At 69.0% G+C, this 26,667-nt stretch carries 26 protein-coding genes; 8 read left to right on the top strand and 18 right to left on the bottom strand.

Features of this window, described 5'->3' with window-relative positions; genetic code table 11:
- The first annotated feature begins 12 nt into the window (after nt 1-12).
- Nucleotides 13-1,152, top strand: coding sequence for a PilT/PilU family type 4a pilus ATPase (locus AC1DK4_RS27145; protein WP_441618455.1), 1,140 nt, complete (start codon nt 13-15; stop codon nt 1,150-1,152).
- Nucleotides 1,153-1,193: 41 nt separating this feature from the next.
- Nucleotides 1,194-1,685, top strand: coding sequence for a glutathione peroxidase (locus AC1DK4_RS27140; RefSeq protein ID WP_441618457.1), 492 nt, complete (start codon nt 1,194-1,196; stop codon nt 1,683-1,685).
- 99 nt (nt 1,686-1,784) lie between these two features.
- Here the strand turns inward: AC1DK4_RS27140 and AC1DK4_RS27135 are convergent, their stop codons facing one another.
- The 9 genes from AC1DK4_RS27135 to AC1DK4_RS27095 form a co-directional block, all read right to left on the bottom strand.
- On the bottom strand, nt 1,785-2,471 hold the full coding sequence (locus AC1DK4_RS27135) for a helix-turn-helix transcriptional regulator (protein ID WP_441618459.1): 687 nt from the start codon (nt 2,469-2,471) through the stop codon (nt 1,785-1,787).
- Between the two features lie 76 nt (nt 2,472-2,547).
- A complete protein-coding gene (locus AC1DK4_RS27130; protein ID WP_441618461.1) occupies nt 2,548-2,913 on the bottom strand; it encodes a VOC family protein in 366 nt (121 codons plus the stop codon).
- An 84-nt stretch (nt 2,914-2,997) separates the two neighbouring features.
- Nucleotides 2,998-3,723 (bottom strand): LrgB family protein, encoded by a 726-nt coding sequence (locus tag AC1DK4_RS27125; protein WP_441618463.1) that lies wholly within the window; start codon nt 3,721-3,723, stop codon nt 2,998-3,000.
- Nucleotides 3,720-4,103, bottom strand: a complete 384-nt coding sequence (locus AC1DK4_RS27120) for a CidA/LrgA family protein (protein WP_441618465.1) — start codon at nt 4,101-4,103, stop codon at nt 3,720-3,722. The genes AC1DK4_RS27125 and AC1DK4_RS27120 overlap by 4 nt, the downstream gene beginning before the upstream one ends.
- 171 nt (nt 4,104-4,274) lie before the next feature.
- On the bottom strand, nt 4,275-5,522 hold the full coding sequence (gene glcF / locus AC1DK4_RS27115; RefSeq protein WP_441618467.1) for a glycolate oxidase subunit GlcF: 1,248 nt from the start codon (nt 5,520-5,522) through the stop codon (nt 4,275-4,277).
- A gap of 54 nt (nt 5,523-5,576) precedes the next feature.
- Nucleotides 5,577-6,677, bottom strand: coding sequence for a glycolate oxidase subunit GlcE (gene glcE / locus AC1DK4_RS27110; protein ID WP_477131890.1), 1,101 nt, complete (start codon nt 6,675-6,677; stop codon nt 5,577-5,579).
- 159 nt (nt 6,678-6,836) lie between these two features.
- On the bottom strand, nt 6,837-8,330 hold the full coding sequence (locus AC1DK4_RS27105) for an FAD-linked oxidase C-terminal domain-containing protein (RefSeq protein ID WP_441618471.1): 1,494 nt from the start codon (nt 8,328-8,330) through the stop codon (nt 6,837-6,839).
- A 259-nt stretch (nt 8,331-8,589) separates the two neighbouring features.
- On the bottom strand, nt 8,590-9,480 hold the full coding sequence (locus AC1DK4_RS27100; RefSeq protein ID WP_441618473.1) for a LysR substrate-binding domain-containing protein: 891 nt from the start codon (nt 9,478-9,480) through the stop codon (nt 8,590-8,592).
- A gap of 9 nt (nt 9,481-9,489) precedes the next feature.
- Nucleotides 9,490-10,908 (bottom strand): FAD-binding oxidoreductase, encoded by a 1,419-nt coding sequence (locus tag AC1DK4_RS27095; RefSeq protein WP_441618475.1) that lies wholly within the window; start codon nt 10,906-10,908, stop codon nt 9,490-9,492.
- A 253-nt stretch (nt 10,909-11,161) separates the two neighbouring features.
- Between AC1DK4_RS27095 and AC1DK4_RS27090 the strand changes: the two genes are divergently transcribed.
- From AC1DK4_RS27090 to AC1DK4_RS27075, 4 genes are all read left to right on the top strand, one after another.
- Nucleotides 11,162-11,707: a cob(I)yrinic acid a,c-diamide adenosyltransferase gene (locus AC1DK4_RS27090; protein ID WP_441618477.1), complete on the top strand. Its 546-nt coding sequence runs from the start codon at nt 11,162-11,164 to the stop codon at nt 11,705-11,707.
- 241 nt (nt 11,708-11,948) lie between these two features.
- Nucleotides 11,949-13,907, top strand: a complete 1,959-nt coding sequence (dnaK, locus tag AC1DK4_RS27085; RefSeq protein ID WP_477131889.1) for a molecular chaperone DnaK — start codon at nt 11,949-11,951, stop codon at nt 13,905-13,907.
- Between the two features lie 193 nt (nt 13,908-14,100).
- Entirely contained in the window at nt 14,101-15,246 is a 1,146-nt protein-coding gene (gene dnaJ, locus AC1DK4_RS27080) for a molecular chaperone DnaJ (protein WP_477131888.1), read from the top strand.
- A gap of 143 nt (nt 15,247-15,389) precedes the next feature.
- A complete protein-coding gene (locus AC1DK4_RS27075; RefSeq protein ID WP_441618483.1) occupies nt 15,390-17,312 on the top strand; it encodes a chorismate-binding protein in 1,923 nt (640 codons plus the stop codon).
- A gap of 61 nt (nt 17,313-17,373) precedes the next feature.
- Here the strand turns inward: AC1DK4_RS27075 and panB are convergent, their stop codons facing one another.
- From panB to hda, 6 genes are all read right to left on the bottom strand, one after another.
- Nucleotides 17,374-18,195: a 3-methyl-2-oxobutanoate hydroxymethyltransferase gene (gene panB / locus AC1DK4_RS27070; protein ID WP_441618485.1), complete on the bottom strand. Its 822-nt coding sequence runs from the start codon at nt 18,193-18,195 to the stop codon at nt 17,374-17,376.
- A 140-nt stretch (nt 18,196-18,335) separates the two neighbouring features.
- Complete coding sequence (locus tag AC1DK4_RS27065; protein ID WP_441618487.1) at nt 18,336-18,977, bottom strand: deoxynucleoside kinase; 642 nt, start codon at nt 18,975-18,977, stop codon at nt 18,336-18,338.
- Between the two features lie 95 nt (nt 18,978-19,072).
- Nucleotides 19,073-19,591 carry a 2-amino-4-hydroxy-6-hydroxymethyldihydropteridine diphosphokinase gene (folK, locus tag AC1DK4_RS27060; protein ID WP_441618489.1) on the bottom strand — a complete coding sequence of 173 codons (519 nt, stop codon included), beginning with the start codon at nt 19,589-19,591 and terminating at the stop codon, nt 19,073-19,075.
- Nucleotides 19,591-21,207 (bottom strand): polynucleotide adenylyltransferase PcnB, encoded by a 1,617-nt coding sequence (pcnB, locus tag AC1DK4_RS27055; RefSeq protein WP_477131887.1) that lies wholly within the window; start codon nt 21,205-21,207, stop codon nt 19,591-19,593. Before pcnB ends, folK begins: the two co-directional genes overlap by 1 nt.
- A 1-nt stretch (nt 21,208) precedes the next feature.
- Nucleotides 21,209-21,883 carry a histidinol-phosphatase gene (locus AC1DK4_RS27050; RefSeq protein ID WP_441618493.1) on the bottom strand — a complete coding sequence of 225 codons (675 nt, stop codon included), beginning with the start codon at nt 21,881-21,883 and terminating at the stop codon, nt 21,209-21,211.
- A gap of 115 nt (nt 21,884-21,998) precedes the next feature.
- Nucleotides 21,999-22,706, bottom strand: a complete 708-nt coding sequence (gene hda / locus AC1DK4_RS27045; protein WP_441618495.1) for a DnaA regulatory inactivator Hda — start codon at nt 22,704-22,706, stop codon at nt 21,999-22,001.
- A gap of 19 nt (nt 22,707-22,725) precedes the next feature.
- Here hda and AC1DK4_RS27040 point away from each other — a divergent pair, with 19 nt between their 5' ends.
- Complete coding sequence (locus AC1DK4_RS27040; protein WP_441618497.1) at nt 22,726-22,941, top strand: hypothetical protein; 216 nt, start codon at nt 22,726-22,728, stop codon at nt 22,939-22,941.
- Between the two features lie 43 nt (nt 22,942-22,984).
- The gene (gene purM / locus AC1DK4_RS27035) at nt 22,985-24,037 is read left to right on the top strand and encodes a phosphoribosylformylglycinamidine cyclo-ligase (RefSeq protein ID WP_477131886.1); all 1,053 of its coding nucleotides are present in this window, start codon (nt 22,985-22,987) and stop codon (nt 24,035-24,037) included.
- 72 nt (nt 24,038-24,109) lie between these two features.
- On the opposite strand, the gene AC1DK4_RS27030 is transcribed toward purM, so the two are convergent.
- The 3 genes from AC1DK4_RS27030 to AC1DK4_RS27020 all read right to left on the bottom strand — a co-directional run.
- A complete protein-coding gene (locus AC1DK4_RS27030; RefSeq protein ID WP_441618501.1) occupies nt 24,110-24,622 on the bottom strand; it encodes a GNAT family N-acetyltransferase in 513 nt (170 codons plus the stop codon).
- A gap of 118 nt (nt 24,623-24,740) precedes the next feature.
- On the bottom strand, nt 24,741-25,709 hold the full coding sequence (gene miaA / locus AC1DK4_RS27025; RefSeq protein WP_441618503.1) for a tRNA (adenosine(37)-N6)-dimethylallyltransferase MiaA: 969 nt from the start codon (nt 25,707-25,709) through the stop codon (nt 24,741-24,743).
- A 34-nt stretch (nt 25,710-25,743) separates the two neighbouring features.
- A partial coding sequence (locus AC1DK4_RS27020; protein WP_477131885.1) for a DNA mismatch repair MutL family protein occupies nt 25,744-26,667 on the bottom strand: 924 nt, incomplete at its 5' end.

Here is a 26,667-nt window from a genome sequence, read left to right as displayed (position 1 = left end):
CAGGTGACCGCCATGCTCGACCGCGAATCCGCTGCCAAGTACATCAATGACCTGCTCGAGCTGATGGTGAACAACCGCGGCTCGGACCTCTTCATCACCGCCGATTTCCCGCCGGCCATCAAGGTCGACGGCAAGATCACGCCGGTTTCGCAGCAGCCGCTGATCCCGGCCCAGGCCCTGGGCCTGGTGCGCTCGATCATGAACGAGCGCCAGACCACCGAGTTCGACGGCAGCCGCGAATGCAATTTCGCCATCTCGGTGCCCAACGCCGGGCGCTTCCGCGTCTCCGCCTTCATCCAGCAGGGCAAGGCCGGCATGGTGGTACGGACCATCAACACGCGCATCCCGTCGGTGGGCGATCTCGACCTGCCGCAGACACTGCACGAAATCGTGATGGCCAAGCGCGGCCTGGTGATCGTCACCGGCGCCACCGGCTCGGGCAAGTCGACCTCGCTGGCGGCCATGCTCGATCACCGCAACGCGCATTCGTACGGGCATATCATTACCATCGAGGACCCGATCGAATACGTGCACGCGCACCAGAACTGCATCGTCACGCAGCGCGAGGTGGGCATCGATACGGATTCCTGGCACATTGCGCTGAAGAACACGCTGCGCCAGGCGCCCGACGTGATCCTGATCGGCGAGATCCGCGACCGCGAGACCATGGAGTACGCCATGCAGTACGCCGAGACCGGCCACCTGTGCCTGGCCACGCTGCACGCCAACAACGCCAACCAGGCCATCGACCGTATCGTCAACTTCTTCCCCGAGGAAAAGCGCCAGCAGTTGCTGATCGACCTGTCGCTCAACCTGAAGGCGATGATCTCGCAGCGCCTGCTGCCGCGCCAGGGCCAGAAGGGCCGGGTGCCGGCGGTGGAAATCATGATCGGCACGCCGCTGGTGGCCGACCTGATCTTCAAGGGCGAGATCCATGCGCTCAAGGAGGTCATCAAGAAATCGCGCGAGCAAGGCATGGTTTCGTTCGACCAGGCGCTGTTCGATCTCTACGAGTCCGGCAAGATCAGCTACGAAGATGCGCTGAAGAATGCCGACTCGCTCAACGACCTGCGGCTGATGATCAAGCTGCACGGCAGCCGGGCCCGCGAGAGCGACCTTGGCGCCGGCACCGAACATCTCAACGTGATCTGACCTGCCGCGCCAGGCCAAGCAAGTCAACCAAGGAAGCCGCCATGAGCAACGTCTATCAGTTCGAAGCCAGCTCGCTTGCCGGACAGCCGGTGCCGCTGTCCCGGTTCAGCGGCAAGGTGCTGCTGATCGTCAATACCGCCAGCGAGTGCGGTTTCACGCCGCAGTACGCCGGCCTGCAGGCGCTGCAGGAGCAGTACGCGCAGGGCGGCCTGGAAGTGCTGGGCTTTCCGTGCAACCAGTTCGGCAAGCAGGAGCCGGGCGACGCCACGCAGATCGGCCAGTTCTGCGAAGCGCGTTTCCACGTCACCTTCCCGATGTTCGCCAAGATCGACGTCAACGGCGCCAACGCGCATCCGCTGTATCGCTGGCTGACCTCCGAGAAGCCCGGCGTGCTGGGCCTGGAAGCCATCAAGTGGAACTTCACCAAGTTCCTGCTGCGCCGCGACGGCACGGTGTTCAAGCGCTACGCGCCCACCACCAAGCCGGAGGACATCAAGGGCGACATCGATAAGCTGCTGGCCGAGGCGGCCTGAGGCAGGCACCGGGCCAGCGCTGGCCCGGCCGGACATGACAAGGGCGCAGCCGCGGCTGCGCCCTTGTCGCTTGCGGCATCGGCCGACCCGCGCGCCGGCTCAGCCGCCGGCCTGCACGGCCCGCAGGAAGCCGTTGAGCGAGCGGTCGGGAGTTTCATGGAAGCGCTCGTCGAGCATGACGATGCTGCGGCAACGGTCCAGGCGGAAGCTGCGGTAATCCGTGCGCGTGGTGCACCATGCCGCCAGCAGCCAGCTATTGCCCCAGAAGAACAATCCCAGCGGCTGCACCACGCGGTCGGTGGCGCGCTGCTGCGCGTCGGTGTAGTCCAGGTGCAGCAGGCGCTGCGCGTTCATGGCGCCGTGCACCACGTCGAAGGCACTGCGCACCTGCGGGTGGTTGACGAATTCGGGCGCGAACACGCGGCTTTGCTGCGCCGCGAGGCGCCGCGCCGGCGGCAGCGCCGCCACCAGTTTCTCGAGCGCCGGATCGGCCGCGGCGGCGAGCGCGCCACCGCCCCAGGCCTTGAGCAGACGCAGTCCGGCCACCAGCGCCTCGACTTCCATGGCGGTGAACATCAGCGGGGGAACGTCGTAGTCCGCGCGCAGCCGGTAGCCGATGCCCGCCTCGCCCTCGACCGGCACGCCCGACAGCGACAGCGCCTGGATGTCCCGGTACACCGTGCGCTCGGACACGCCGAGCCGCTGCGCCAGCAGCGCCGCCGTGGTGAGGCGGCGCCCCCGCAGGACCTGGACGATCTGGAAAAGGCGGTCGGCGCGGCGGCTCATCGGGCTTGGTTCATGTCTCGGGCGGCGGGTGGGTTGGCTACGGTCAGGCTGCCTGCGGATCTTCCGGCAAGCCTGCTCAGGCCGCCAGCGGCTGGTGCAGGCCGATCCGGTTGCCTTCGCTGTCGATGATATGCGCGATATGGCCGATATCGCCAGGCAGCTGCAGCGGGCCGAACACGGTCTTGCCGCCCGCGGCCTGCACGCGCGCCAGCAGCCCGGCGAGCCCCGGGGCGTGCAGGTAAGGCACGCAGCCGTCGGCCGAGGGGCGGTATGACTCGCCCGCCACCAGCGCGCCGCCGGGTTCCATCTCGCCGAACACCGCCATGTCGACCTGCTGCATGGCCTCGCGCTTCAGGCTGGTCTGGAACACCTGCTCGTAGAAGCGGATGGCACGGTTCATGTCGGCGACGGGGATTTCAAGCCAGTTGATCAGTCCACTCATGATGACCTCTGCGGTTGGGGTTGGAGAGGCCGATCATGCGCGGGGGCTCCTGACAACGTCCTGTCAGCAGCGATGCGCGGGAATTCAGCGCGGCATCCAGGTCGCCAGCACCGGCACCATCACCGCCGTCAGCACGCCGTTCAGGCCCATGCCCAGCGCGGCGAAGGCGCCGGCCTCCTGGTTGACCTGGAACGCGCGCGCGGTGCCGATGCCGTGCGCCGCCAGCCCGGTGGCGAAGCCGCGCACGGTGTAGTCGGTGATGCGCAGCAGGTTGAGCAGCTTGGTGGCGCTGACCGCGCCGATGATGCCGGTCACCATCACCAGCACGGCGGTGAGCGAAGGCAGGCCGCCGATCTTTTCCGCCACGCCCATGGCGATGGGGATGGTGACCGACTTCGGCGCGAGCGAGCGCACGGTTTCCGGCGAAGCGCCCAGCAGCCAGGCGATGCCCACCGCCGAGACCACCGCCACCAGCGAGCCCGCCAGCAGCCCGCCCAGCAACGGCAGCACGTGCCGGCGCAGCTTGGGCAGTTGCAGGTAGAGCGGCACCGCCAGCGCCACCGTGGCCGGGCCGAGCAGGAAGTGGACGAACTGCGCGCCGTCGAAATACGTCTTGTAGGGCGTGCCGGTCACCGTCAGCAGCGTGACCAGGATGGCCACCGCGATCATCACCGGGTTGGCCAGCGGCGAGAAGCGCGCGCGCTCGTAGATGCGAAAAGCGAACACGTACGCCAGCAGCGTGGCGGTCAGGCCCAGCAGCGGGCTGGCGGCCAGGTAGACCCAGATCTCGTTCAGGCGCGGCGTCATCATGCGCGCTCTCCCTTGCCGGCCGGTGCATCGGCCGCGGGCGGCCGCGCGCGGCCCATCAGCGCGCGTGCCACCAGCGCCGTGGTGGCGATGGCCAGCCAGGTCGACAGCACCAGCGCGACCACGATCGGCAGCCACTCGCCGCCGATGCGGTGCGCATGGACCATGATGCCCACGCCGGCCGGCACGAACAGCAGCGACAGGTGCTTGAGCAACTCGGAGGTGGTGCCCTGGATCACCGGCAGGATCCGGTCGTCGATGGCGAGCCAGCAGAACAGCAGGATCATGCCGATCACCGGGCCGGGCACCGGCAGGCGCAGGGAGTAGCTGAGCGCCTCCCCGACGGATTGGAAAACCAGCAGGATGGCGAAGGTCTGGAGCATTGCGGAGGGCGCGGGAGAAAGCGGTTCTGGAGCCACCGCATGGTAACCCGCAGCGGACCGGTTTGGCAGCGGGATGCGCCAGCGCCGCCCGCGGTGCCCGATATTTTTTCACTCCCTCTCCCCTCATGGCCCGAGGGGAGCAAACCTGCGCGTCGCCGCCCGACGGCCGCTTCAGCCGACCAGCCGGTCCACCAGCTCGACCCAGTGCAGCACCGGCGTCTGCGTGCCGCTCTGCAGGTGTGTGATGCAGCCGATATTGGCCGAGACGATCGCGTCCGGCTTCGAGGCATGGAGGTTGGCGAGCTTGTCGTCGCGCAGGCGGTAGGACAGTTCAGGCTGCAGCACCGAGTAGGTGCCCGCCGAGCCGCAGCACAGGTGGCTGTCGGCGCAGAGTTTCACGTCCACGCCGAGCGAGGTCAGCAGCGCTTCCACCTTGCCGCGGATCTGCTGGCCGTGCTGCAGCGTGCAGGGCGGATGGTAGGCCACGCGCTTGGCGTCGCCGCCGGTACGCTGCCCGGCCATGTCCTTCAGGTTGTCGGCAAAGTCCGGCAGCAGCTCGGACAGGTCGCGCGTCAGCGCCGAGATCCGGCGCGCGCGCTCCGCATAGCGCGCATCGTTGCGCAGCAGGTGGCCGTATTCCTTGACCATCACGCCGCAGCCCGAGGCCGTCATCACGATGGCTTCCGCGCCGGCTTCCACCAGCGGCCACCAGGCGTCGATATTGCGGCGCGCATTGTCGAGGCCGCCGTCGTGGTCGCCGGTGTGGTACCGCACCGCGCCGCAGCAGCCGGCCTCGCGCGCCACCAGCAACTGCACGCCGAGGCGGTCGAACACGCGCGCGGTGGCGGCATTGATGTTGGGCGACATCGACGGCTGCACGCAACCGTCGAGCAACACCATCTTGCGCGCGTGCGTGTTGCGCGGCCACGCGCCGGCGGCGGCCGGCTTCGGCACCTTGTTGCGCAGCGCCTGCGGCAGCAGCGGGCGCACGCGCTGGCCCAGGCGCATGGCGGTGCCGAACAGCGCCGGGCGCGTCATGCTTTCGCGCAGGGCCCAGCGTGCGAGACGTTCTCCAGCCGGGCGGTGCACCCCCTGGGCTGCAAGGCGGTCATCCACCACCTTGCGGCCGATATCCACCAGCCGGCCGTAGCGCACGCCGGAAGGGCAGGTCGATTCGCAGTTGCGGCAGGTCAGGCAGCGGTCCAGGTGCAGGCGCGTGCTTTCCGTGACGGGGTGGCCTTCSAGCACCTGCTTCATCAGGTAGATSCGSCCRCGCGGGCCGTCCAGCTCGTCGCCGAGCAGCTGGTAGGTGGGGCAGGTGGCGGTGCAGAAGCCGCAGTGCACGCATTTGCCGACGATCGACTTGGCTTCTTCGCCTTCGGGTGTGTCGCGCAGGAATTCGGCCAGGGTGGTTTGCATGGTCGGGGACTCTCCGGTGCCTTTGCTGGATGTGGGTGGGGCCTGGCTCGCGGCTCAGAGGCCAGCGTACATGCGATGCGGATTGAAGATGCCGGCGGGATCGAAGCTGGCCTTGAGGCGCTGGTGGATCGCGGCCAGCGGCGCCGCCAGCGGCGTGAACACGCCCGCTGCCTTGTCGCCGTTGCGGAACAGCGTGGCGTGGCCGCCGGCCGCGCTGGCCACGGCACGCACGACGGCGGCATCGGCCGCGCTGTCGGCGCCGCCCAGCCACCAGCGCTGGCCCCCGCCCCATTCGATCAGCTGGCTGCCCGGCAGCGCCAGCGGCGCGGCGGTGGTGGGCACGGCGATGCGCCACAGCGCGCGCCCGGCCTGTACCGGCGCAAAGAAGGGATGTTGCTGGTCGCGCAGCGCGCGCCACAGCGCATCGGCTTGGTCCGGCGCCACGGCCTCGCCGCCCAGGCGCTCGCGCGCGGCGCGCAAGGCCGCCGCCGCGCCCGACAGGCGCAGGTGCAGCACGCCGTCGTGCCAGGCCGAGGCCGCGATGGGCAGCGGCTGGCCGCCCCACTCGTTGAGGTGGTCGAGCGCATCCGGCTCGCTCAGTGCAAAGCGCAGCGTTGCGTCGTCGAAGGGCACGGGCAGCACCTTGAGCGAGACCTCGAGAATCAGCCCGAGCGTGCCCAGCGATCCGGCCATCAGGCGCGACACGTCATAGCCGGCCACGTTCTTCATCACCTGGCCGCCGAAGTTCAGGATGTCGCCGCGGCCGTCCATCACTTGCGTGCCCAGCACGAAGTCGCGCAGCGCGCCCACCGCCTGCCGGCGCGGGCCGGACAGGCCGGCCGCTACCGCGCCGCCGATGGTGGTGGCGCCGTCGCCGAAATACGGCGGCTCGAAGGCCAGCATCTGGCGGCGCTCCGCCAGCGCTGCCTCGATCTGCGCCAGCGGCGTGCCGCAGCGCGCGGTGATCACCAGCTCGGGCGGGTCGTAGTCGACGATGCCGCTGTAGGCGCGCGTATCGAGCACCTCGCCCTGCAGTTGCTGGCCATAGAAATCCTTGCTGCCGCCGCCGCGCAGGCGCAGTGGCGYGCGCGTGTCGGTGGCGCGCCGGATGGTGTCGCGAAAGGCGTCGAGGGTGGCTTGCTGGTCGGCTGGCATGGGTGCTGGCTCGTTCTGGTTTGTGTGGGCCCGGGTCGCCCCGGGTCGGCTTGAGCCGGCCCGGGCGCGGTAGGGGTCAGGCCGGCGCGGGCTTGCCCAGGCGCCGGCGCGTCCGTGCGTTCTGCCGGGCGCGCGGCGCGGCGTCGTGGCCTGCCATGCTCAGAAGCGCGGCAGGTCGGGGTGCGGCAGCACGCCGCGCTTGACATGCATGCGGCCGTATTCCGCGCAGCGTGCCAGCGTGGGAATGGCCTTGTCGGGATTGAGCAGGCGCGCCGGGTCGAAGGCCGCCTTGACGCCGAAGAACATCTCGCGCTCCTCCGGCGCGAACTGCACGCACATGGAATTGAGCTTCTCCACGCCCACGCCGTGCTCGCCGGTGACGGTGCCGCCCAGCTCCACGCAGCTCTCCAGGATGTCGGAGCCGAACAGCTCGGCACGGTGCCATTCGTCCTGATCGGCACCGTCGAACAGGATCAGCGGATGCATATTGCCGTCGCCGGCGTGGAACACGTTCATGCAGCGCAGGCCGTACTTGCGCTCCATCTCCTCGATGCGCTTGAGCAGCGTGCCGATATGCTTGCGCGGGATGGTGCCGTCCATGCAGTAGTAGTCCGGCGAGATGCGGCCAGCGGCGGGGAAGGCATTCTTGCGCCCGCTCCAGAAGCGCAGCCGCTCGGCCTCGCTCTGCGACACGGCGATGCGCGTGGCGCCCGAGGCGCGCAGCACCTCGCTCATGCGCTCGATCTCCTCGGCCACTTCTTCGGTCGTGCCGTCGGATTCGCACAGCAGGATGGCGGCGGCGTCGAGGTCGTAGCCGGCGCGCACGAATTCCTCCACGGCGACGGTGGCGGGCTTGTCCATCATCTCCAGCCCGGCCGGGATGATGCCGGCGCCGATCACGTCGGCCACGGCGTCGCCGCCCTTGGCCACGTCGTCGAAGCTGGCCATGATCACCTGCGCCAGCTGCGGCTTCGGGATCAGCTTGACCGTCACCTCGGTCACCACCGCCAGCATGCCTTCGGAGCCGATCAGCACGGCCAGCAGGTCCAGCCCCGGCGCGTCGGGCGCCTCCGAGCCGAACTCCACCACCTCGCCTTCCATGGTGACGGCGCGCACGCGCAGCACGTTGTGCACCGTGAGGCCGTATTTCAGGCAATGCACGCCGCCCGAGTTCTCGCTGACGTTGCCGCCGATGGTGCAGGCGATCTGCGAGGACGGGTCGGGCGCGTAATAGAGATTGAACGGCGCGGCGGCCTCGGAGATGGCCAGGTTGCGCACGCCCGGCTGGACGATCGCGGTGCGCGAGCGCGCATCCACGCTGACGATGCGCTTGAACTTGGCCAGCGACAGCACCAGCCCGGTGGCGATCGGCATGGCGCCGCCCGACAGGCTGGTGCCCGCGCCGCGCGGCACCACCGGCACCTGCAGCGCGTGGCACAGGCGCAGGATGGCGCAGACCTGTTCTTCCTTGTCGGGCAGCGCCACCGCCATGGGCAGCTGGCGGTAGGCGGCCAGGCCGTCGCATTCGTACGGCGCGGTGTCTTCGGGTTTCCACAACAGGGCCGCATCGGGCAGGATTTTCGCCAGGCCTTCGAGCAGCGCCGCGCGGCGGCTGTCGTCGGTGACCTGGGAGACTTCGTGCGGGGCGTTCATGGCAACTCCTGTAGTGGCCGCAAGCAGGCGCCATGGCGGCGCGCAAGCGGGTGGGGAGCAAGGACTATAGCGCAGCGCGGTCGCCGCGCAGCCATGCGGCGACGTGAATTCCGCATGGCAGGCCGATCAAAATCGCTCATGTCGGCGGCGGGCCGGAACATGGCAGGCGCGGGGCAGGTGCGCGATTCCAGCTTAGCACCGGCGGCCGGCGCCGGACGTCACCGCCGCGGTACGCCGGCGCCACATGCCTGCCGCGCCGCTACCACTCCAGGCCCAGCAGCCAGTCGACGAAATAGCGCGCCTCGGGCTTGAGCGGCGCCTGCTCGCGCTCGACGATGTAGTAGCCGTGCGGCGAAACCGACTCGATATCGAGCAGGCGCACCATCTGGCCCAGCGCCAGCCACTGGCGGGCCATGCGCTGGCGCACCAGCGCCACGCCCTGGTTGGAGGCGATGGCCTCCAGCATCAGGCCGATGTCGTTGAACTGCGGGCCGGTCTGCGGCTCGGGCCAGTCCAGCCCGGCGGTCTCGAACCACGGCTTCCACGGCTCCAGCGGGCTGCGCAGCAGCACCAGGTTGTGCAGGTGTTCGGGCCTGGTAATGGAGCGGCCATCGATGCGCTCGTAGTATTCGCGCCCGCAGGCCGGGAACACCGGCTCGACCAGCAGTTTCGTCGTCTTCAGGTCCGGGTAGCGCCCGGTGCCGTAGCGGATCTCGACGTCGGTGTCCTCCGCCTTCACGTCGAGGAAGGGGATGGCCAGGTGCAGCTCGGTGTCGATATGCGGGTACAGCGCGGTGAACTCGGGCAGGCGCGGCACCAGGTGCTGGCGGCCGAAGGTGGGCGGGATCGCCACGCGCAGGCGCGTGCGCTGCTTGTTGTACTCGGGCCGCGCCAGCTCGTTGAGGGACTTGAGCGCGTCCTGCACGTTACGCAGGTAGCGCGTGCCGGCGGAGGTCAGGCGCAGCGCGGCATTGGAGCGCACGAACAGGTCCTCGCCCCACAGTTCCTCGAGGTTCTTGATGCGGTGCGATACGGCGCTGGGCGTGACCGACAACTCCTCCGCCGCGCGCGCGAAGCTGCCCAGGCGGGCGGCGGCCTCGAACGCGATCAGCAGGTGCAGCGGCGGTACGCGGTTGAACACGGCGGCCATGGACGGCCTTTAGCGCGAGGCGCGGAAGATCTTGCCCGGGTTGAGGATGTGGTTGGGATCGAGCGCGTTCTTGATGGCGCGCATCAGGTCCAGCGCGTCCTCGCCGTGCTCGCTGACCAGGAAGTCCATCTTGTGCAGGCCCACGCCGTGCTCGCCGGTGCAGGTGCCGCCCATGGCCAGCGCGCGCTCCACGATGCGCCGGTTGATGGTCTCGGCCTCGGCCAGTTCCTCGGGCCGGGCCGGATCGGTCAGGATCGCGACGTGGAAATTGCCGTCGCCCACGTGGCCCACGATGGGGCAGGGCAGGCTGGAGGCGTTGAGGTCGTGCTCGGTCTCGGTCACGCAGTCAGCCAGGCGCGAGATCGGCACGCACACGTCGGTGGTGACGGCGCGGCAGCCCGGCTTGAGCTGCAGCATGGCGAAGTAGGCGGTATGGCGGGCGTTCCACAGGCGGCTGCGGTCTTCCGGCCGGGTGGCCCATTCGAAGCCCTGGCCGCCATGCTCGGCGGCGATCTGCTGGACGGTCTCGGCTTGCTCCTTGACGCCGGCCTCGGTGCCGTGGAACTCGAAGAACAGGTGCGGCATCTCCGGCATGGCGAGGCTGTCGTGCCGGTTGATGGCGCGGATGGCCAGCGCGTCGACGAACTCCGCGCGCGCGACCGGCACGCCGAGCTGGATGGTGTCGATCACCGCCTGCACCGCGCTGCCCATGCTGGGGAAGGCGCAGATGGCGGCGGAGACGGCCTCCGGCTGCGGGTAGAGCCGCACCGTGACCTCGGTGATGATGCCGAGCGTGCCTTCGCTGCCGATCATCAGGCGGGTCAGGTCGTAGCCGGCGGAAGACTTGCGCGCGTGGGTGCCGGTCTTGACGACGCGGCCGTCGGCCATGACCACGGTCAGCGCCAGCACGTTCTCGCGCATGGTGCCGTAGCGCACCGCGTTGGTCCCGGAGGCGCGCGTGGCGCACATGCCGCCCAGCGACGCATCGGCGCCCGGGTCGATCGGGAAGAACAGGCCGGTGTCCTTGATTTCCAGGTTGAGCTGCTTGCGGGTGACGCCCGGCTGCACCGTCACGTTCAGGTCCTCGGCCTGCACCGACAGCACGCGGTTCATCTGTGACAGGTCCAGGCTGATGCCGCCGGCCACCGCCAGCAGGTGGCCTTCGAGCGAGGAGCCGGCGCCGTAGGGAATCAGCGGCACGCGGTATTCATTGCACAGCCGGGCCACCTCGGCCACTTCCTCGGTGGTGTGGGCGAAGACCACGCCGTCCGGCGCGGCAGGCGGGAATGGCGATTCGTCGCGCCCGTGGTGCTCGCACACGCCCGAAGAGGTGGAAAAACGTTCGCCGAAACGGGCCTGCAAGGCATCGCGCACGGCTGCCGGCAGCGGCTGGCGCACCAGCGCCGTAAGGGGGGTGGGATGGTTCATGGTGTCTCCGGCGGGACTGCGGCGGCGGGCTGCCGTGCGGCGCCCGCCATCGGGGGAGGCGCGCGCGACGGTGCCGGCACTGGCGCCCGACAGCGTATTGGGCGAATCCCGTATTCTACGCCGCGCCTGTGCCGTCCAGCGCATCAGGCGCCGCAACGCGCACCCCGGGCCGGATGGCGGGCAGGCCGGCGCCGGCCGCCGCCGCGGCCCCCGATGGGCGCCATAATGCTGGATTGCCAACGAGGAGACCCCCATGGGCAACCGCCTGACCAAGATCGCCACCCGCACCGGGGACGGCGGCACCACCGGCCTCGGTGACGGCAGCCGCACCGGCAAGGACAGCCTGCGCATCGCCGCCATCGGCGATGTCGACGAACTCAATTCGAATATCGGCGTGCTGCTGACCGAGACGCTGCCCGACGAGGTACGCGCGGCGCTGCTGCATATCCAGCACGACCTGTTCGACCTCGGCGGCGAGCTGTCCATCCCCGGCTACGTGCTCGTCAAGCCGGAACAGGTGCTGCAGCTCGACGAATGGCTGGCGCACTACAACGCCGCCTTGCCGCGGCTGGCCGAGTTCATCCTGCCCGGCGGCAGCCGCGCGGCGGCCGTGGCCCATGTCTGCCGCACGGTCTGCCGGCGTGCCGAGCGGGCCCTGGTGGCGCTGGGCGCGCAGGAAGCGCTCAACGAAGCGCCGCGCCAGTACCTGAACCGGCTCTCGGACCTGCTGTTCGTGCTGGCGCGGGTGCTCAACCGCGCCGCTGGCGGCAGCGATGTCCTGTGGCAGCGCGGGCGCTGAGGCAGCCCCGGTCTTGCGTCTCAAATAAAGTATGGCAAGGCGCACAAAATGCGGCTTGCCGGCGGGTTTGGCGTGGCGGTGCTCAAGTCATCGCGCCGGCTTGCCGTTGAACACCCGGAAAAACCGAGAAATTTACTCGGAATTGCGCCTGCGGCACTTGAAATGGCCCCGGACGGCCACATTTCGGCTTCAGGACGAATTGCAGCGCCCACGGATAGTGGGGCTCAAGAGGAGAGAATAAATGGGTAAGATCATCGGTATCGACCTCGGTACCACCAATAGCTGTGTCGCGATCATGGAAGGCAATACGCCGAAGGTGATCGAAAACGCCGAAGGTACGCGTACCACCCCGTCGATCATCGCCTACATGGAAGACGGCGAGATCCTGGTGGGTGCGCCGGCCAAGCGCCAGGCGGTGACCAATCCGCGCAACACCCTGTATGCGGTGAAGCGCCTGATCGGCCGCAAGTTCGAAGAAAAGGAAGTACAGAAGGACATCGGCCTGATGCCGTATTCCATCGTCAAGGCCGACAACGGCGACGCATGGGTGTCGGTGCGCGACCAGAAGCTGGCGCCGCCGCAGGTGTCGGCCGAAGTGCTGCGCAAGATGAAGAAGACCGCGGAGGACTACCTCGGCGAGCCGGTGACCGAAGCCGTGATCACGGTGCCSGCYTACTTCAACGACTSSCAGCGCCAGGCCACCAAKGACGCCGGSCGCATCGCCGGYCTSGAMGTCAAGCGCATCATCAACGAGCCGACCGCGGCCGCGCTGGCGTTCGGCCTGGACAAGAACGAGAAGGGCGACCGCAAGATCGCCGTGTATGACCTCGGCGGCGGCACCTTCGACATCTCGATCATCGAGATCGCGGACGTGGACGGCGAGAAGCAGTTCGAAGTGCTGTCGACCAACGGCGACACCTTCCTGGGCGGCGAAGACTTCGACCAGCGCATCATCGACTACATCATCGGCGAGTTCAAGAAGGACCAGGGCGTCGACCTGTCCAAGGACGTGCTCGCGCTGCAGCGCCTGAAGGAAGCGGCCGAAAAGGCCAAGATCGAACTGTCGAGCTCGCAGCAGACCGAAATCAACCTGCCGTACATCACGGCGGATGCCTCGGGTCCGAAGCACTTGAACCTGAAGATGACGCGCGCCAAGCTCGAAGCGCTGGTGGAAGAACTGATCACCCGCACCATCGAGCCGTGCCGCATCGCGATCAAGGACGCCGGCGTCAAGGTCAGCGAGATCGACGACGTGATCCTGGTCGGCGGCATGACCCGCATGCCCAAGGTGCAGGAACAGGTCAAGGAATTCTTCGGCAAGGAAGCGCGCAAGGACGTGAACCCTGATGAAGCCGTGGCCGTGGGTGCCGCGATCCAGGGCTCGGTGCTGTCGGGCGACCGCAAGGACGTGCTGCTGCTGGACGTGACGCCGCTGTCGCTGGGTATCGAAACCCTGGGTGGCGTGATGACCAAGATGATCACCAAGAACACCACCATCCCGACCAAGCATGCGCAGGTGTTCTCGACCGCCGACGACAACCAGCCGGCCGTGACCATCAAGGTGTTCCAGGGCGAGCGTGAAATGGCCACCGGCAACAAGCTGCTGGGCGAGTTCAACCTCGAAGGCATCGCACCGGCGCCGCGCGGCCTGCCGCAGATCGAAGTCTCGTTCGACATCGACGCCAACGGCATCCTGCACGTGGGCGCCAAGGACAAGGCGACCGGCAAGGAAAACCGCATCACCATCAAGGCGAACTCGGGCCTGTCGGAAGACGAGATCCAGCGCATGGTGAAGGACGCCGAGGCCAACGCCGAGGAAGACAAGAAAGCCCGCGAGCTGGCTGACGCCCGCAACCAGGCCGACGCGCTGATCCACTCGACCAAGAAGGCGGTCACCGAATACGGCGACAAGCTCGAAGCGGGCGAGAAGGAAAAGATCGAAGCCGCGATCAAGGAACTGGAAGACGCCGCGCGCGGCGGTGACAAGGCCGAGATCGACGCCAAGGTCAGCGCGCTGTCCGACGCCAGCCAGAAGCTGGGCGAGCGTGTCTATGCCGACATGCAGGCCAAGGCCGGCGAGGCAGGCGGCGCGGGCGCGGCCGGTGCCGCCGGTGCTGCAGGCGCGGGCCAGCAGCAGGCCCATCCGCAGGACGACAATGTCGTGGACGCCGAGTTCAAGGAAGTCAACGACAAGAAGTAATGGATGAGCGGGGGAGGGGCGCGCAGCACAGGACCGCCGCCAACCCCTGTCCCGACGCCGGGCGACGGACATCTGACAAAGCGGGGAACCGCCGTCGGATGCCGCGCTCGGCTTTTTTGCTATCTTCTTTGCTATTTATTTGCCCCGGGCGGGTCTCGCACGCGCCACAGGGCCAATCAGGTAACCAGCCACCATGGCAAAACGTGACTACTACGAAGTGCTCGGGGTGGGCAAGAACGCCAGCGACGACGATATCAAGAAGGCGTATCGCAAGCTGGCGATGAAGCACCACCCGGACCGCAATYCGGACAGCAAGGATTCGGAAGAGAAGTTCAAGGAGGTCAAAGAGGCCTACGAGATGCTCTCCGACTCCGAGAAGAAGGCGGCCTACGACCAGTACGGCCACGCCGGCGTCGACCCCAACATGGCGGGCGGCTTCGGCGGCGGCGGCCAGGGCTACGGCGGCTTCGCCGAAGCCTTCGGCGACATCTTCGGCGATATCTTCGGCCAGCAGGGCCAGGCCGGCGGACGCCGCGCCGGCGGCGGCCCGCAGGTGTACCGCGGGGCCGACCTGCGCTACAGCATGGAGATCTCGCTCGAGCAGGCCGCGCACGGCCACGAGGCGCAGATCCGCGTGCCGCACTGGGACGAGTGCGAACACTGCCACGGCAACGGCGCCGAGCCCGGCAGCAATGTCGAGACCTGCCCGACCTGCCACGGCGCGGGCCAGGTGCGCGTCTCGCAGGGCTTCTTCTCGATGCAGCAGACTTGCCCGAAGTGCCACGGCACCGGCAAGCATATTCCCAAGCCATGCACCAAGTGCCACGGCCAGGGCAAGATCAAGTCGCAGAAGACGCTGGAGGTGAAGATTCCCGCCGGCATCGACGAGGGCATGCGCATCCGTTCGTCGGGCAACGGCGAGCCGGGCATCAACGGCGGCCCCCCGGGCGACCTGTACGTCGAAGTCCACATCAAGCAGCACGCGGTGTTCGAGCGCGACGGCGACGACCTGCACTGCCAGATGCCGATCTCCTTCGCCACGGCGGCGCTGGGCGGCGACCTGGAAGTGCCCACGCTGGGCGGCAAGGCCAGCTTCCCGGTGCCCGAAGGCACCCAGCCCGGCAAGACCTTCCGCCTGCGCGGCAAGGGCATCAAGGGCGTGCGCTCGGGCTATCCCGGCGACCTCTACGTGCATGTGAACGTGGAAACGCCGGTCAAGCTGACCGAGTCGCAGAAGGACATCCTGCGCCAGTTCGACCGCTCGGTGCATGAAGGCGGCTCGCGCCACAGCCCGCAGGAGCAATCCTGGCTGGACAAGGTGAAGAGCTTCTTCAGCTGATCCGGCTCGCGGCATGCGGCCGGCCACGCGTGAATGCGTGGCCGGCCTTTTTGTTTTGTGGCGCGCGATAATGACAAGTCGCCCGCCTGCAGGCGGCGCCAACCGACGCTGGTGATTTTCCCGTGGCAGTTTCCCCATTTCCCATGCCTTCCCTTTCCGGCCAGGCACCCGGCACGCTTCGCAGGCCCGCCGCCGGCAACGATCCCTTCGTCCTGCTCGACGATGCCACCGCCGCCCCCGGCGAGGCGGTATCGCGCCTGTACACCGGATTCGTCCGCGAGGATGTGCTGCCCGATGCCACCGCGCTCGACGCGCTCGATGCCATGCTGGCCGAAGGCTGGCGTCAGGGCTGGCACGCCACGCTGTTCGCGCCCTATGAATTCGGCGGGCCGCTGGTCGGCGTCGCCGTGCATCCAGGCCAGGCCCTGCCGTTCCACGACGGCGCGCTGCGGCTGCTGTGGTTCCGGGCGCTGCAGAAGCTGGACAGCGAGGCCGTCGCGCAATGGCTGGCGGGCCGGCAAGCCGGGCAAACCGAACAAGGCGGGCAACCGGCCGGCGTGCTGGACGTCGCGGCCGATACGCCGGAGCCAGCCTTCCATGCGGCGATCGCCCGCATCCACGCTTGGATCGAGGCCGGCGACACTTACCAGGTCAACTTCACCCAGCGCCTGCGCTTCGGTGCCTTCGGCGAGCCGCCCGCGCTCTATGCGGCGCTGCGCGCGGCGCAACCCGTGCCCTACGCCGTGCTGGCGCGGCTGCCCGGCGATGGCTGGGTGCTGTCGCTGTCGCCCGAACTGTTCGTGCGCCATGACGGGCAGGGCCATCTGCTGACGCGGCCGATGAAAGGCACCGCGCCGCGCAGCGGCGACCGGGCACGGGATGCCGAGGCTGCCGCCGGGCTGGCCGCCGACGCCAAGAACCGCGCCGAGAACGTGATGATCGTGGACCTGCTGCGCAACGACCTCGGGCGGGTGGCGGTGCCGGGCACGGTGGCCGTGCCGGAGCGCTTCGTGGTGGAGCCGTTCGGCCAGGTGCTGCAGATGACGTCGACCGTGACCGCCACCGCGCGTGCGGGCACGAACGTGGCCGGGCTGCTGCGCGCGCTGTTTCCGTGCGGCTCGATCACCGGCGCGCCCAAGCGCCGCACCATGGAGATCATCGCCGAACTGGAGTCCTCGCCGCGCGGCCTCTACACCGGCTCGATCGGCTGGATCGACGCGCCGGCGGCACCGGCACAAGCCTTTCCCGGCGCATTCGCGCTATCCGTGGCGATCCGCACGCTGGTGCTGGGCGCGCCGGGTGCCGACGGCCTGCGGGCAGGCGAGATGGGCGTGGGCGGCGGCATCGTCCACGACAGCGACGCCGCCGGCGAGTACGCGGAATGCGGCTGGAAGGCCCGCTTCCTGACCGCGCACGACCCGGGCTTCACACTGTTCGAGACGATGCGCGTGGAGGATGGCGCATGCCAGCGGCTGGACCAGCATCTGGCACGGCTCGGCGCATCGGCGGCCTGTCTTGGCTTTCGTTTCGAATCCGCCAGCGCGCGGGCGGCGGTGCGCGAAGCGGTGGCCGGGCTCGCTGCCGGCTGCTGGCGCCTGCGCCTGGCGCTGGACAAGACCGGCGGCCTGGCCGTGACCCATGGCGCGCTGGCGCCCCTGGCCGCGCAGCCCGCCTCGTTGCTGCTGGCCGCGCAGGCACTTCCCGATGCGGATGTGCTGCGTTGCCACAAGACCAGCGCGCGCGCAATCTACGACGCGGGCTGGCAGGCGGCCGAACGTGCCGGCGCCTTCGACAGCCTGTTCTTCAACACGCGCGGCGAACTGCTCGAAGGCGGGCGCAGCTCGGTGTTCGTCAAGGTGGATGGCGAGTGGCTGACGCCGCCGCTGGCGGCGCATATCCTGCCCGGCGTGATGCGCGCCGCCGTGCTGGCCGATGGCAGGCGCTACCTGGGCGGGCCGGTGCGCGAGGCGGTGGTCACGCGCGCCATGCTGCGGCGCTGCGAGGCGCTGGCGGTTGCCAACTCGCTGCGCGGCGTGCTGCCCGCGGCGCTCTCTGCCGGCGGGTAAGGTCAGGAAAGCACAGGCAGGGACCCGCAGCCGGCCGGCGCCGCGGGTCCGCGGCGGCGGATCAGGCGGAGAAGGTGTGCTCGGCAGCCGGGAAGCTGCCGTCCTTGACGGCCGCCACATAGGCCCGCACGGCGGCCTCGATCGAGCCCGCGCCGTCCATGAAATTGCGCACGAACTTGGCCTTGCGGCCCGGGTAGACGTTGATCATGTCCTGCAGCACGAGCACTTGCCCGGAGCAATCCGCGCCCGCGCCGATGCCGATGGTCGGAATGGCCAGCAGGCCGGTCACCACGCCCGCCACCGCCGCCGGCACGGCTTCCATCACGATCAGCTGGGCGCCGGCGGCCTGCAGCGCGAGCGCGTCGCGCTTGAGTTGCGCGGCGCTTTCGTCAGTCTTGCCCTGCACCTTGAAACCGCCCAGCGCGTGCACCGACTGCGGGGTCAGGCCGATATGCGCGCACACCGGGATGCTGCGCTCGACCAGGAACTTGACGGTGGGCGCGAGCCAGTCGCCGCCTTCGAGCTTGACCATGTGCGCGCCCGCGCGCATGAGCGCGGCGGCGCTGGCGAAGGCCGTCTCGGGCGTGGGGTAGGTGCCGAACGGCAGGTCCGCCACCAGCAGTGCGCTCTGGTTGCCGCGCGCCACGCATTCGGTGTGGTAGATCACCTGCTCCAGCGTCACGGGCAGCGTGGTCTGCTGGCCCTGCATGACGTTGCCTAGGGAATCGCCGACCAGCAGCACCTCGACGCCGCAGTAGTCGAGCAGCGCGGCGAAGCTGGAGTCGTAGGCGGTCAGCATGGCGATTTTCTCGCCGGTGGCGCGCATCGCCTGCAGCTTGGGGATGGTGACGGTCTTGCGGGAGGGGTCGAGGAGGTAGCTCATGACGTTGGGCCGGTAGAGAGACGGGAGGCGGGCCGGCCGCCATCGGGCGTGCGGCGTTGCGCGGTCCCCTGCAATCCGCTTTGCCGCGGTGCGCGGCAGCGGCTGCTGTCGTTATGGTCAGGCTGGCAGGCGGGTACCTGTCAGGGCGCAGCGAGATTGAGAAAGGCCTTGCGGCCGCGCATGTTTTCGATGCGCGACATTAGTGTACGGAAATCACCGTCATTGTCCACCGGACTGAAGTGGGCGGTGTCGACGATCATCACCGGCGCTTCGTCATAGCGGTGGAACAGCTCGCCGTAGGCGTCGCACAGACGATCGAGATAGGCCTCGTCGATGCTGGACTCGCCGGGCGCGTTGCGGCGCGCGATGCGCTCGCGCAACAGCGCGGGCGAGGCCTGCAGCACGATCACCAGGTCCACGCGCTGGCTTTGCGCAGGCAGGCGCGCGGCGAGGGCATCGTACAGCGCCAGTTCGTCCTCGGGCAGCGTGAGCCCGGCGTAGAGGCGGTCCCTCGCGTAGAGGAAGTTGCCCACCATGCGCTGGCCGGCCAGCAGGGCCGCCTGCCATGCCGCCAGCTGCTGCGCGCGCCGGTTCATCAGCGACAGTTGCAGGGGCAGGGCGTAGCGCGCCGGCTCGCGGTAGTAGCGTTCGAGGAAGGGGTTGTCGCGCGCGGTGTCGAGCAGTTCGCCGGTGCGCAGGGTTTGCGCCAGGCGCTGCGCCAGCGCCGTCTTGCCGGCGCCGATGGGGCCTTCCACCACGATTCTGCGCAAGTGTTCGAGCATGGGCGGATCCGGTGGCTAGAGAAGCGGGTCAGGGGAGTGGTGCAGGGGGGCGCGGGGCAGACAGCGGCGTGCCCGTTCGCTGCGCTGGCGCGGCGTCAGGAAGCGCCGCGCGCCTCGGCTTGCCGCGTGCACTGGCAGAACGAGATCTTTTCCACGCGCTGCGCATTGACCGCGGGCAGGAAACCGGCGGCGGGGCCCAGCCCCGGGATCACCAGCGCGGCGTCCAGCTCGAGCAGCGGCACCAGCGTGAAGGCGCGCTCGGCCACGCGCGGGTGCGGCACCGAGAGATGCTCGCCGCGATGGATCTCGTCGCCGAACAGCAGCAGGTCCAGGTCGAGCGTGCGCGGCGCGTTGTGGAACGGCCGTTCGCGGCCGAACTGGTCTTCGATGTGGTGGCAGATGCGCAATAGCTGGGCGGCGGTGAACGAGGCTTCCACCTTGACCACCGCATTGAAGTAGTCGTCGCCGCCCGCATCGACCGGGGCCGTGCGGTACAGCGACGATCGCGCCAGCACCGTGATGCCGACCTGCTGGGCCAGGCACACGATGGCATCCTTGAGGGCCTGCCGGGCATCGCCCAGGTTGGCCCCGATGCCGATAAAGGCAACTGTCATTACGATTCCTCCGGCTGGACGCGCACCTTGCCGGTTTTCCGGTCTTCACTGGAGCCGGCTTCCTGGCTCGCATCCATATCGCTCCGGGAGGAAACTTTATCCGATTTCCGCGGACTGCGCCGGCGGCGCTTCTTGCGTGCCGGGCCGCCGCCTTCGCCGCTGTCACCGCCGCCTTCCCAGTCGGTGGGCTGATCGCCGCTGTCGGTGCTGCCGCCGCCGCCACCGCCACCCTGCTTGCCGCCGCGCGCCGGGCGCACAGCGTCGATCAGGGCTTCGCGGCCCTCGCCGTCGGCGTTCTGGAAGTCCTGCCACCAGCGCGCCAGCTCGGCCRGCTGCTCGCCGGAATCGCAGCGCAGCTGGAGGAAGTCGAAGCCGGCGCGGAAACGCGGCGACTCGATCAGGCGGAACGGCATGCGGCCCACGCGCTTCTCGAAGCGCGGCTGCATGCCCCAGATATCGCGCATGTCGGTGACGAAGCGGCGCTGGATGGCAAGCTGGCCGGTCTGGCGTTCCAGCACGTCGTCCATCGCGATATTGAGCGCGGCGATGGCGTGCTCGCCTTCCTCGCGCAGCGCGGTCCAGCGCTGCAGCACGTGGTGCCACAGCAGCGCGGCGAACAGGAAGCCCGGCGAGACCGGCTTGCCGACCTGCACGCGCTGGTCGGTGTTGTCCAGCGCCAGCTGCACGAAGCGCTGGCCCATCGGCTGCTCGATCGCCACGTCCAGCAGAGGCAGCAGGCCCTTGTGCAGGCCGGCCTTGCGCAGCTCCTGCAGCGAGGCCCAGGCATGGCCGGACATCAGCAGCTTGAGCATCTCGTCGAACAGGCGCGCGCTCGGCACGTTGTGGATCAGCGAGGCCAGGTCGGCGATCGGCTGGCGCGTGTCCTCGTCGATGCCGAAGCCGGTCTTGGCAGCGAAGCGCACCACGCGCAGCATGCGGATCGGGTCCTCGCGGTAGCGCGTGACCGGGTCGCCGATCATGCGCAGGGTGCGCGCGCGGATGTCTTCCATGCCGTGGTGGTAGTCATACACCGTCTGCTCGGCCGGGTCGTAGTACATCGCGTTGATGGTGAAGTCGCGGCGTTCCGCGTCTTCGGCCTGCGAGCCCCACACGTTGTCGCGCAGCACGCGGCCSSAGGCGTCGATCGCATGGGTCTTGCTGTCGAGCTCGGCGCGCTTGAGGCGACGCCCTTCGGGAAGCGTCTCGCTGGCGATGGCGTCGACCAGCGCGCGGAAGGTGGAGACCTCGATGATCTCCTGCTCGCGCCCGCCGTAGAAGGTCACGTGCACGATCTGGAAGCGCCGCCCGATGATGCGCGAGCGGCGGAACAGCGCCTGCACCTGGTCGGGCGTGGCGTTGGTGGCGACGTCGAAGTCCTTGGGCTTGATGCCGAGCAGCAGGTCGCGCACCGCGCCGCCGACGATGAAGGCCTGGTAGCCGGCCTGCTGCAGCGTGGAGGTGACCTTGATGGCGTTGCGCGAGATCAGCGTCTGGTCGATCTGGTGCTCGTCATGCGCCACGATGCGCGGCGTATGGGCACGCTGGCCACGGCGCTTGGCCGGGCGCTGCTGGGGGCCCGGCTTGCCGAGCAGCCGGTTGATTAGCTTCTTGATCACGTCAGAACAGATCCATGATGCGCCAGCCGGCCGCGGCGGCGTGGTGACGCAGGCGATCGTCCGGGTTGGCGGCGATCGGTTCGCTGACCTTTTCCAGTAGCGGCAGGTCGTTGGCCGAATCGCTGTAGAAGGTGGTGGTTTCGAAGGCATCCCACTGGGTGCCCATGCTCTTTAGCCAGGCCTCGACGCGGGCGATCTTGCCCTCGCGGAAGCTGGGGATGCCCGCCACTTCGCCGGTGAAGGCGCCGTCCGGCTGCCCGTTGGCGGTGGCCGGCTCGGTGGCGATCAGGTGCTTGATGCCGAAGGCGGCCGTGATCGGCGCGGTGACGAAGCTGTTGGTGGCGGTGACCACCGCGCACAGGTCGCCGGCGTCGAGGTGCTTGTACACCAGCGCGCGCGCCTGGGGCGTGATGACCGGATCGATCACTTCGCGCATGAATTGCTTGCGCCATGCTTCCAGGCGGTCGCGCGGATTGGCGGCCAGCGGCGCCAGCGCAAAACGCAGGAAGGCCTGGATATCCAGGGTGCCTGCCTTGTACTGCCCGTAGAACTCGTCGTTCTTGCGGCGGTAGGCTTCCTCGTCGACAACGCCGAGGCGCACCAGGAAGCGCCCCCATTCGTGGTCGCTGTCGGTCGGGAGCAGGGTGTGGTCGAGGTCGAACAATGCCAGATTCATGGGCGGCGATTTTACATTAACGTGATTGTTGCCGGTTTCTTGGCGTCACTGCACCGCGGTACATGCAAGCACGGGGCATGCCAGTGGCCGCGGGCACCGTGCCGGTAGCCTGCGCTCACTCGCGCAGCTCCGCAAACATTTCCCGCAGCAGCGGCAGGGTGACGGCGCGCTTGCGCTCGAGCGAATAGGTGTCGAGCGCGTCCAGCAAGGCCATCAGGCTGGGCATGTCGCGGTAGTGGCGCGTGACCAGCCAGTGCGGGATTTCGGGCGAAAGCTGCAGGCCGCGCTCGCGCGCCGCCTGCACCAGCGCCGTCATCTTGTCTTCGTCCGACAGCGGTGCAAGCTGGTAGACCAGGCCCCAGCCCAGGCGCGTGCGCAGGTCCTCGCGCACCGGCATGGCCAGCGGCGCCACGCTGCCGGCCACCACGATGGCGGTGCGCACGTGGGCGCGCACCTCGTTGTAGAGCGAGAACACCGCGATCTGGCGCGCTTCGTCAAGCAGTTCCACGTCGTCGACGGTGTAGAGTTGGCAACTGGGATCGAAGATGAAGTCCGACAGGGCATGGTGCGGGCTCAGGTAGCGGCAGCCGATGCCGGCCTGGTAGCCGCTTTCGCAGATCGCGTGCAGCAGGTGGGTGCGGCCCGAGCCCGTTTCACCCCACAGGTAGATCAGGCGGTCGGACGCGCGCTCCTGCGCGACGGCCGTGGCCAGGTCGCTCAGGCGCTGCACCGGCTCGCGGTTGGCGGCCACGAAGAAATTCTCGAAGGTCGACGGCGGCGGACTGCCAAGTTCAAGCGAAAGCTGCTTGGGACGCGGATACATGACGTTTCGGTTACTTGGGATGAAAGCCAGCTACCGGGTAAACGCGTCGCGGCATGCTTGCGCCGACCGCCCGCAGGGCGCATGCGCGCTGGCCGGGGGCCGCCTGATTGATGTGCATCGGCATGGTGTGGGGGCAAGACTTCATGACGCGGGAAACCGGAAACTGGAAGCCGGAAGCCTGTATCCGTTAAAATTGCGATTCTACTGGACTCGCGGCCGCAAATCGCCGTCGTGAGCGCCGCATTCCTCACTTCACACCCCCAGGACGAGCAGGTTCTATGAGCGCATCCCCCACTTCCGGCCAGGCAGGCCTTTCCTACCGCGATGCCGGCGTCGATATCGATGCGGGCGACGCGCTCGTAGACCGCATCAAGCCGTTCGCCAAGCGCACCATGCGCGAAGGCGTGATGGCCGGCATCGGGGGCTTCGGCGCGCTGTTCGAGCTGTCGAAGAAATACAAGGAGCCGGTGCTGGTTTCCGGCACCGACGGCGTGGGCACCAAGCTCAAGCTGGCGTTCCAGCTCAACCGCCACGACACCGTGGGCCAGGATCTGGTCGCGATGAGCGTCAACGACATCCTGGTGCAGGGCGCCGAGCCGCTGTTCTTCCTCGACTACTTCGCCTGCGGCAAGCTCGACGTGGAAACCGCGGCCACCGTGATCCAGGGCATCGCCCACGGCTGCGAGCTGTCCGGCTGCGCGCTGATCGGCGGCGAGACCGCCGAAATGCCGAGCATGTACCCCGACGGCGAATACGACCTGGCCGGCTTCGCCGTCGGCGCGGTCGAGAAAAGCCGCATCATCGACGGCAGCACCATCGTCCCGGGCGACGTGGTGCTGGGCCTGGCCTCGTCGGGCGCGCACTCCAACGGCTACTCGCTGGTGCGCAAGATCATCGAGGTGGCCAAGCCGGACCTGAACGCCGATTTCCACGGCCAGCGCCTGCAGGACGCCATCATGGCGCCGACCCGCATCTACGTGAAGCCGCTGCTGTCGCTGATCGAGACCCTGCCGGTCAAGGGCATGGCCCACATCACCGGCGGCGGCCTGACCGAGAACGTGCCGCGCGTGCTGGCGCAGAACGTGACCGCCGTGCTGCAGCGCGATGCGTGGACCCTGCCGCCGCTGTTCCAGTGGCTGCAGGCGCAAGGCAACGTGGCCGACGACGAAATGCACCGCGTGTTCAATTGCGGCATCGGCATGGTGGTGATCGTGGCCAAGGAAGACGCCGAGCGCGCCATCCGCCATCTGCAGGCAGCCGGCGAAGCTGTGTGGCAGATCGGCGARATCMGSGAGCGCGMGGAAGGCCAGGCGCAGACCGTGGTGGTCTGAGCGTCAGCGCCCCGGCAGCAAAAACGGCACATGCGAGCATGTGCCGTTTTTTTTTTGCGCGCGCCAATCCGCCTATTCAGCCCCACCCATCTTGGTCAGTGCCTCTCCCGTCACCCGGCAGATGCGCCAGTCCGGCAGCACGTCCGCGCCCATGGCCCGGTAGAAATCGATCGACGGCGTGTTCCAGTCGAGCACGGTCCACTCGAAGCGGCCGCAGCCCCGCTCGACCGCCAGCGCCGCCAGGTGCTTGAGCAGCGCCTTGCCCATGCCGTGGCCGCGCCAGGCCGGTTCCACGTAGAGGTCTTCCAGGTAGAGGCCGCGCCTGGACAGGAACGTCGAGAAGTTGTGGAAGAACAGCGCGAAGCCGACCGCCTGCGGCCCTTGCGCACCGGGCACCTCCACCAGTACCGCCTCGGCCAGCGGGCGCGGGCTGAACAGCGCCTCATGCAGCTTCTGCGGGGTGGCTTCGAGGAGGTGGGTCAGCTTTTCGTACTCCGCCAGCGCCGAGATCAGCTGGAGCAGCGTGTCGCAGTCGGCGGCGGTGGCGGGGCGCAGGACAAAACGGGGAGCGGCGGCGGTGGTCATGGCAGTGCGCGGGGCGAGTCGAGAAACGCGGATTATCGCCCAGGCATCACTTTGGCCGGCGCTTCTGGTGCAATTGTTGCGAATGCCTGCGCCGGTCCAGGCGCGGCTGCCGGGCCGCTCAGGCCTGCCCGATGCGGGCCAGCTCCGCCACCCGCGCCACATAGCCGGGCGCGAGGCAGTCCACCACCTCGCGCTCGGGCGTGCTGCGCAGCCACGTGAGCTGGCGCTTGCAGAGCTGGCGCGTGGCGGCCAGTCCGCGCTCGCGCATGGTGGCGAAGTCGGTCTCGCCGTCGAGGTATTCCCACACTTGCCGGTAGCCCACGCAGCGGATCGAGGGTAGCGTGGGCTGCAGGTCGCCGCGCGCGCGCAGGCGTTCCACTTCCTCGATGAAGCCACCGGCCAGCATGGCGTCGTAGCGGGATTCGATGCGCGCATGCAGCGCCGCGCGGTCCGATGGCTCCAGCGCGATCACGCGAAAGCGGCGATCGGCCGTGCCGGCAAACGTGCGCTCGTCCGCCTGCCGCGCCAGCAGCGTGGACATCGGCTGGCCGCTGAGCCGGTGGATTTCCAGCGCGCGCTGGATGCGCTGCGCGTCGTTGGGCGCCAGCCGCGCGGCGGTGACCGGGTCGACCTCGGCCAGCATCGCGTGCAGGGCCGGCCAGCCGCGCTCGGCGGCCAGCGCGTCGAGTTCCGCGCGCACTGCGGGGTCGGCCTGCGGCAGGTCGTTCAGGCCCTGCGTCAACGCTTTGTAGTAGAGCATGGTGCCGCCGACGATCAGCGGCTCGCGGCCGCGCGCGCGGATCTCGCCGGTCAGGCGTTCGGCGTCCGCCACGAACTGCGCGGCCGAATAGCTCTCGGCCGGGTCGATGATGTCGATCAGGTGGTGCGGCACCGAGGCGAGCTCGGCCGCGGACGGCTTGGCGGTGCCGATATCCATCCCGCGATAGACCAGGGCCGAATCGAGGCTGATGATCTCGACAGGTGTCTGCGCCGCCAGCGCGAGCGCGGCGGCGGTCTTGCCCGATGCGGTGGGGCCGAGCAGGCAGACGACGGGCGCGGCGTGGCCGGGGGGAGCGGAGGCTGTCAAGGCGATGCGATGCTATGCGATGCGATCGGCCGGCTTACTGGCCGCGCAGGAACAACCGGTCCAGTTCCGCCACCGACAGCTGCACCCAGGTGGGCCGGCCGTGATTGCACTGGTCGGCGCGCTCGGTCTGCTCCATCTGGCGCAGCAGCGCGTTCATTTCTTCCACGGTGAGCTTGCGGTTGGCGCGCACCGCGTTGTGGCAGGCCAGCGTGGCGAGCAGCTCGTTTTGCCGCTCGGCCAGCACGCGCGAGCCGCCGAACGATTGCAGGTCGCGCAGGACGTCGCGCGCCAGCGCCTCGGTGTCGGCCTGCTTGAGCAGCGCGGGGATGGCGCGCACCGCAAGCGTGGTGGGCGAGACCGGCGCGATATCGAAGCCCAGCAGCGCGAGCGTTTCCTGGTGTTCCTCGGCGGCGCCGATCTCCATCGGGCTGGCGGTCAGCGTGACCGGGATCAGCAGCGGCTGCACCGCCAGCTCGCGCGTCTCGAGGGCGGTCTTGATCTGCTCGTAGAGGATGCGTTCGTGGGCGGCGTGCATGTCCACCAGCACCAGGCCGCGCGCGTTCTGCGCGAGCACGTAGATGCCGTGCAGTTGCGCGATGGCGAAGCCAAGCGGGTTGGCGTCGCCGGCTGCCGGTTCCTGCCGCACGGGGGCGTCGAGCAGTCCGGGCGGGTCGTTTTCGCGCGCGGCCTGGGCGTCGGCCAGCCAGGCCGGAGGCGTGGACGAGCCGCCCGCGTAGCCGGCCGATGCCGGCGCGGCGGGGCGCGGGAAGCCGCCGCCGGGCTGGATCGCGTCGCGCACCATGCCGAGGTAGGCCTGGCGCGGCTGGGCGATGCCGAGCTCGGTCTGGCGCGCGGCGGCGGTGTAGTCGACCCAGGGGCGCGCGCCGGCGCCGCCGCCCATGCCACCGCCCGTGCCGCCACCCATGCCGCCACCCGGCGCGCTGCCTCGTGCTCGTGC

It is taken from the genome of Cupriavidus sp. 05N38, assembly GCF_056397345.1.
The sequence above is the reverse complement of the archived record's forward strand: the minus strand, read 5'-3'. Positions and strand labels throughout refer to the sequence as shown.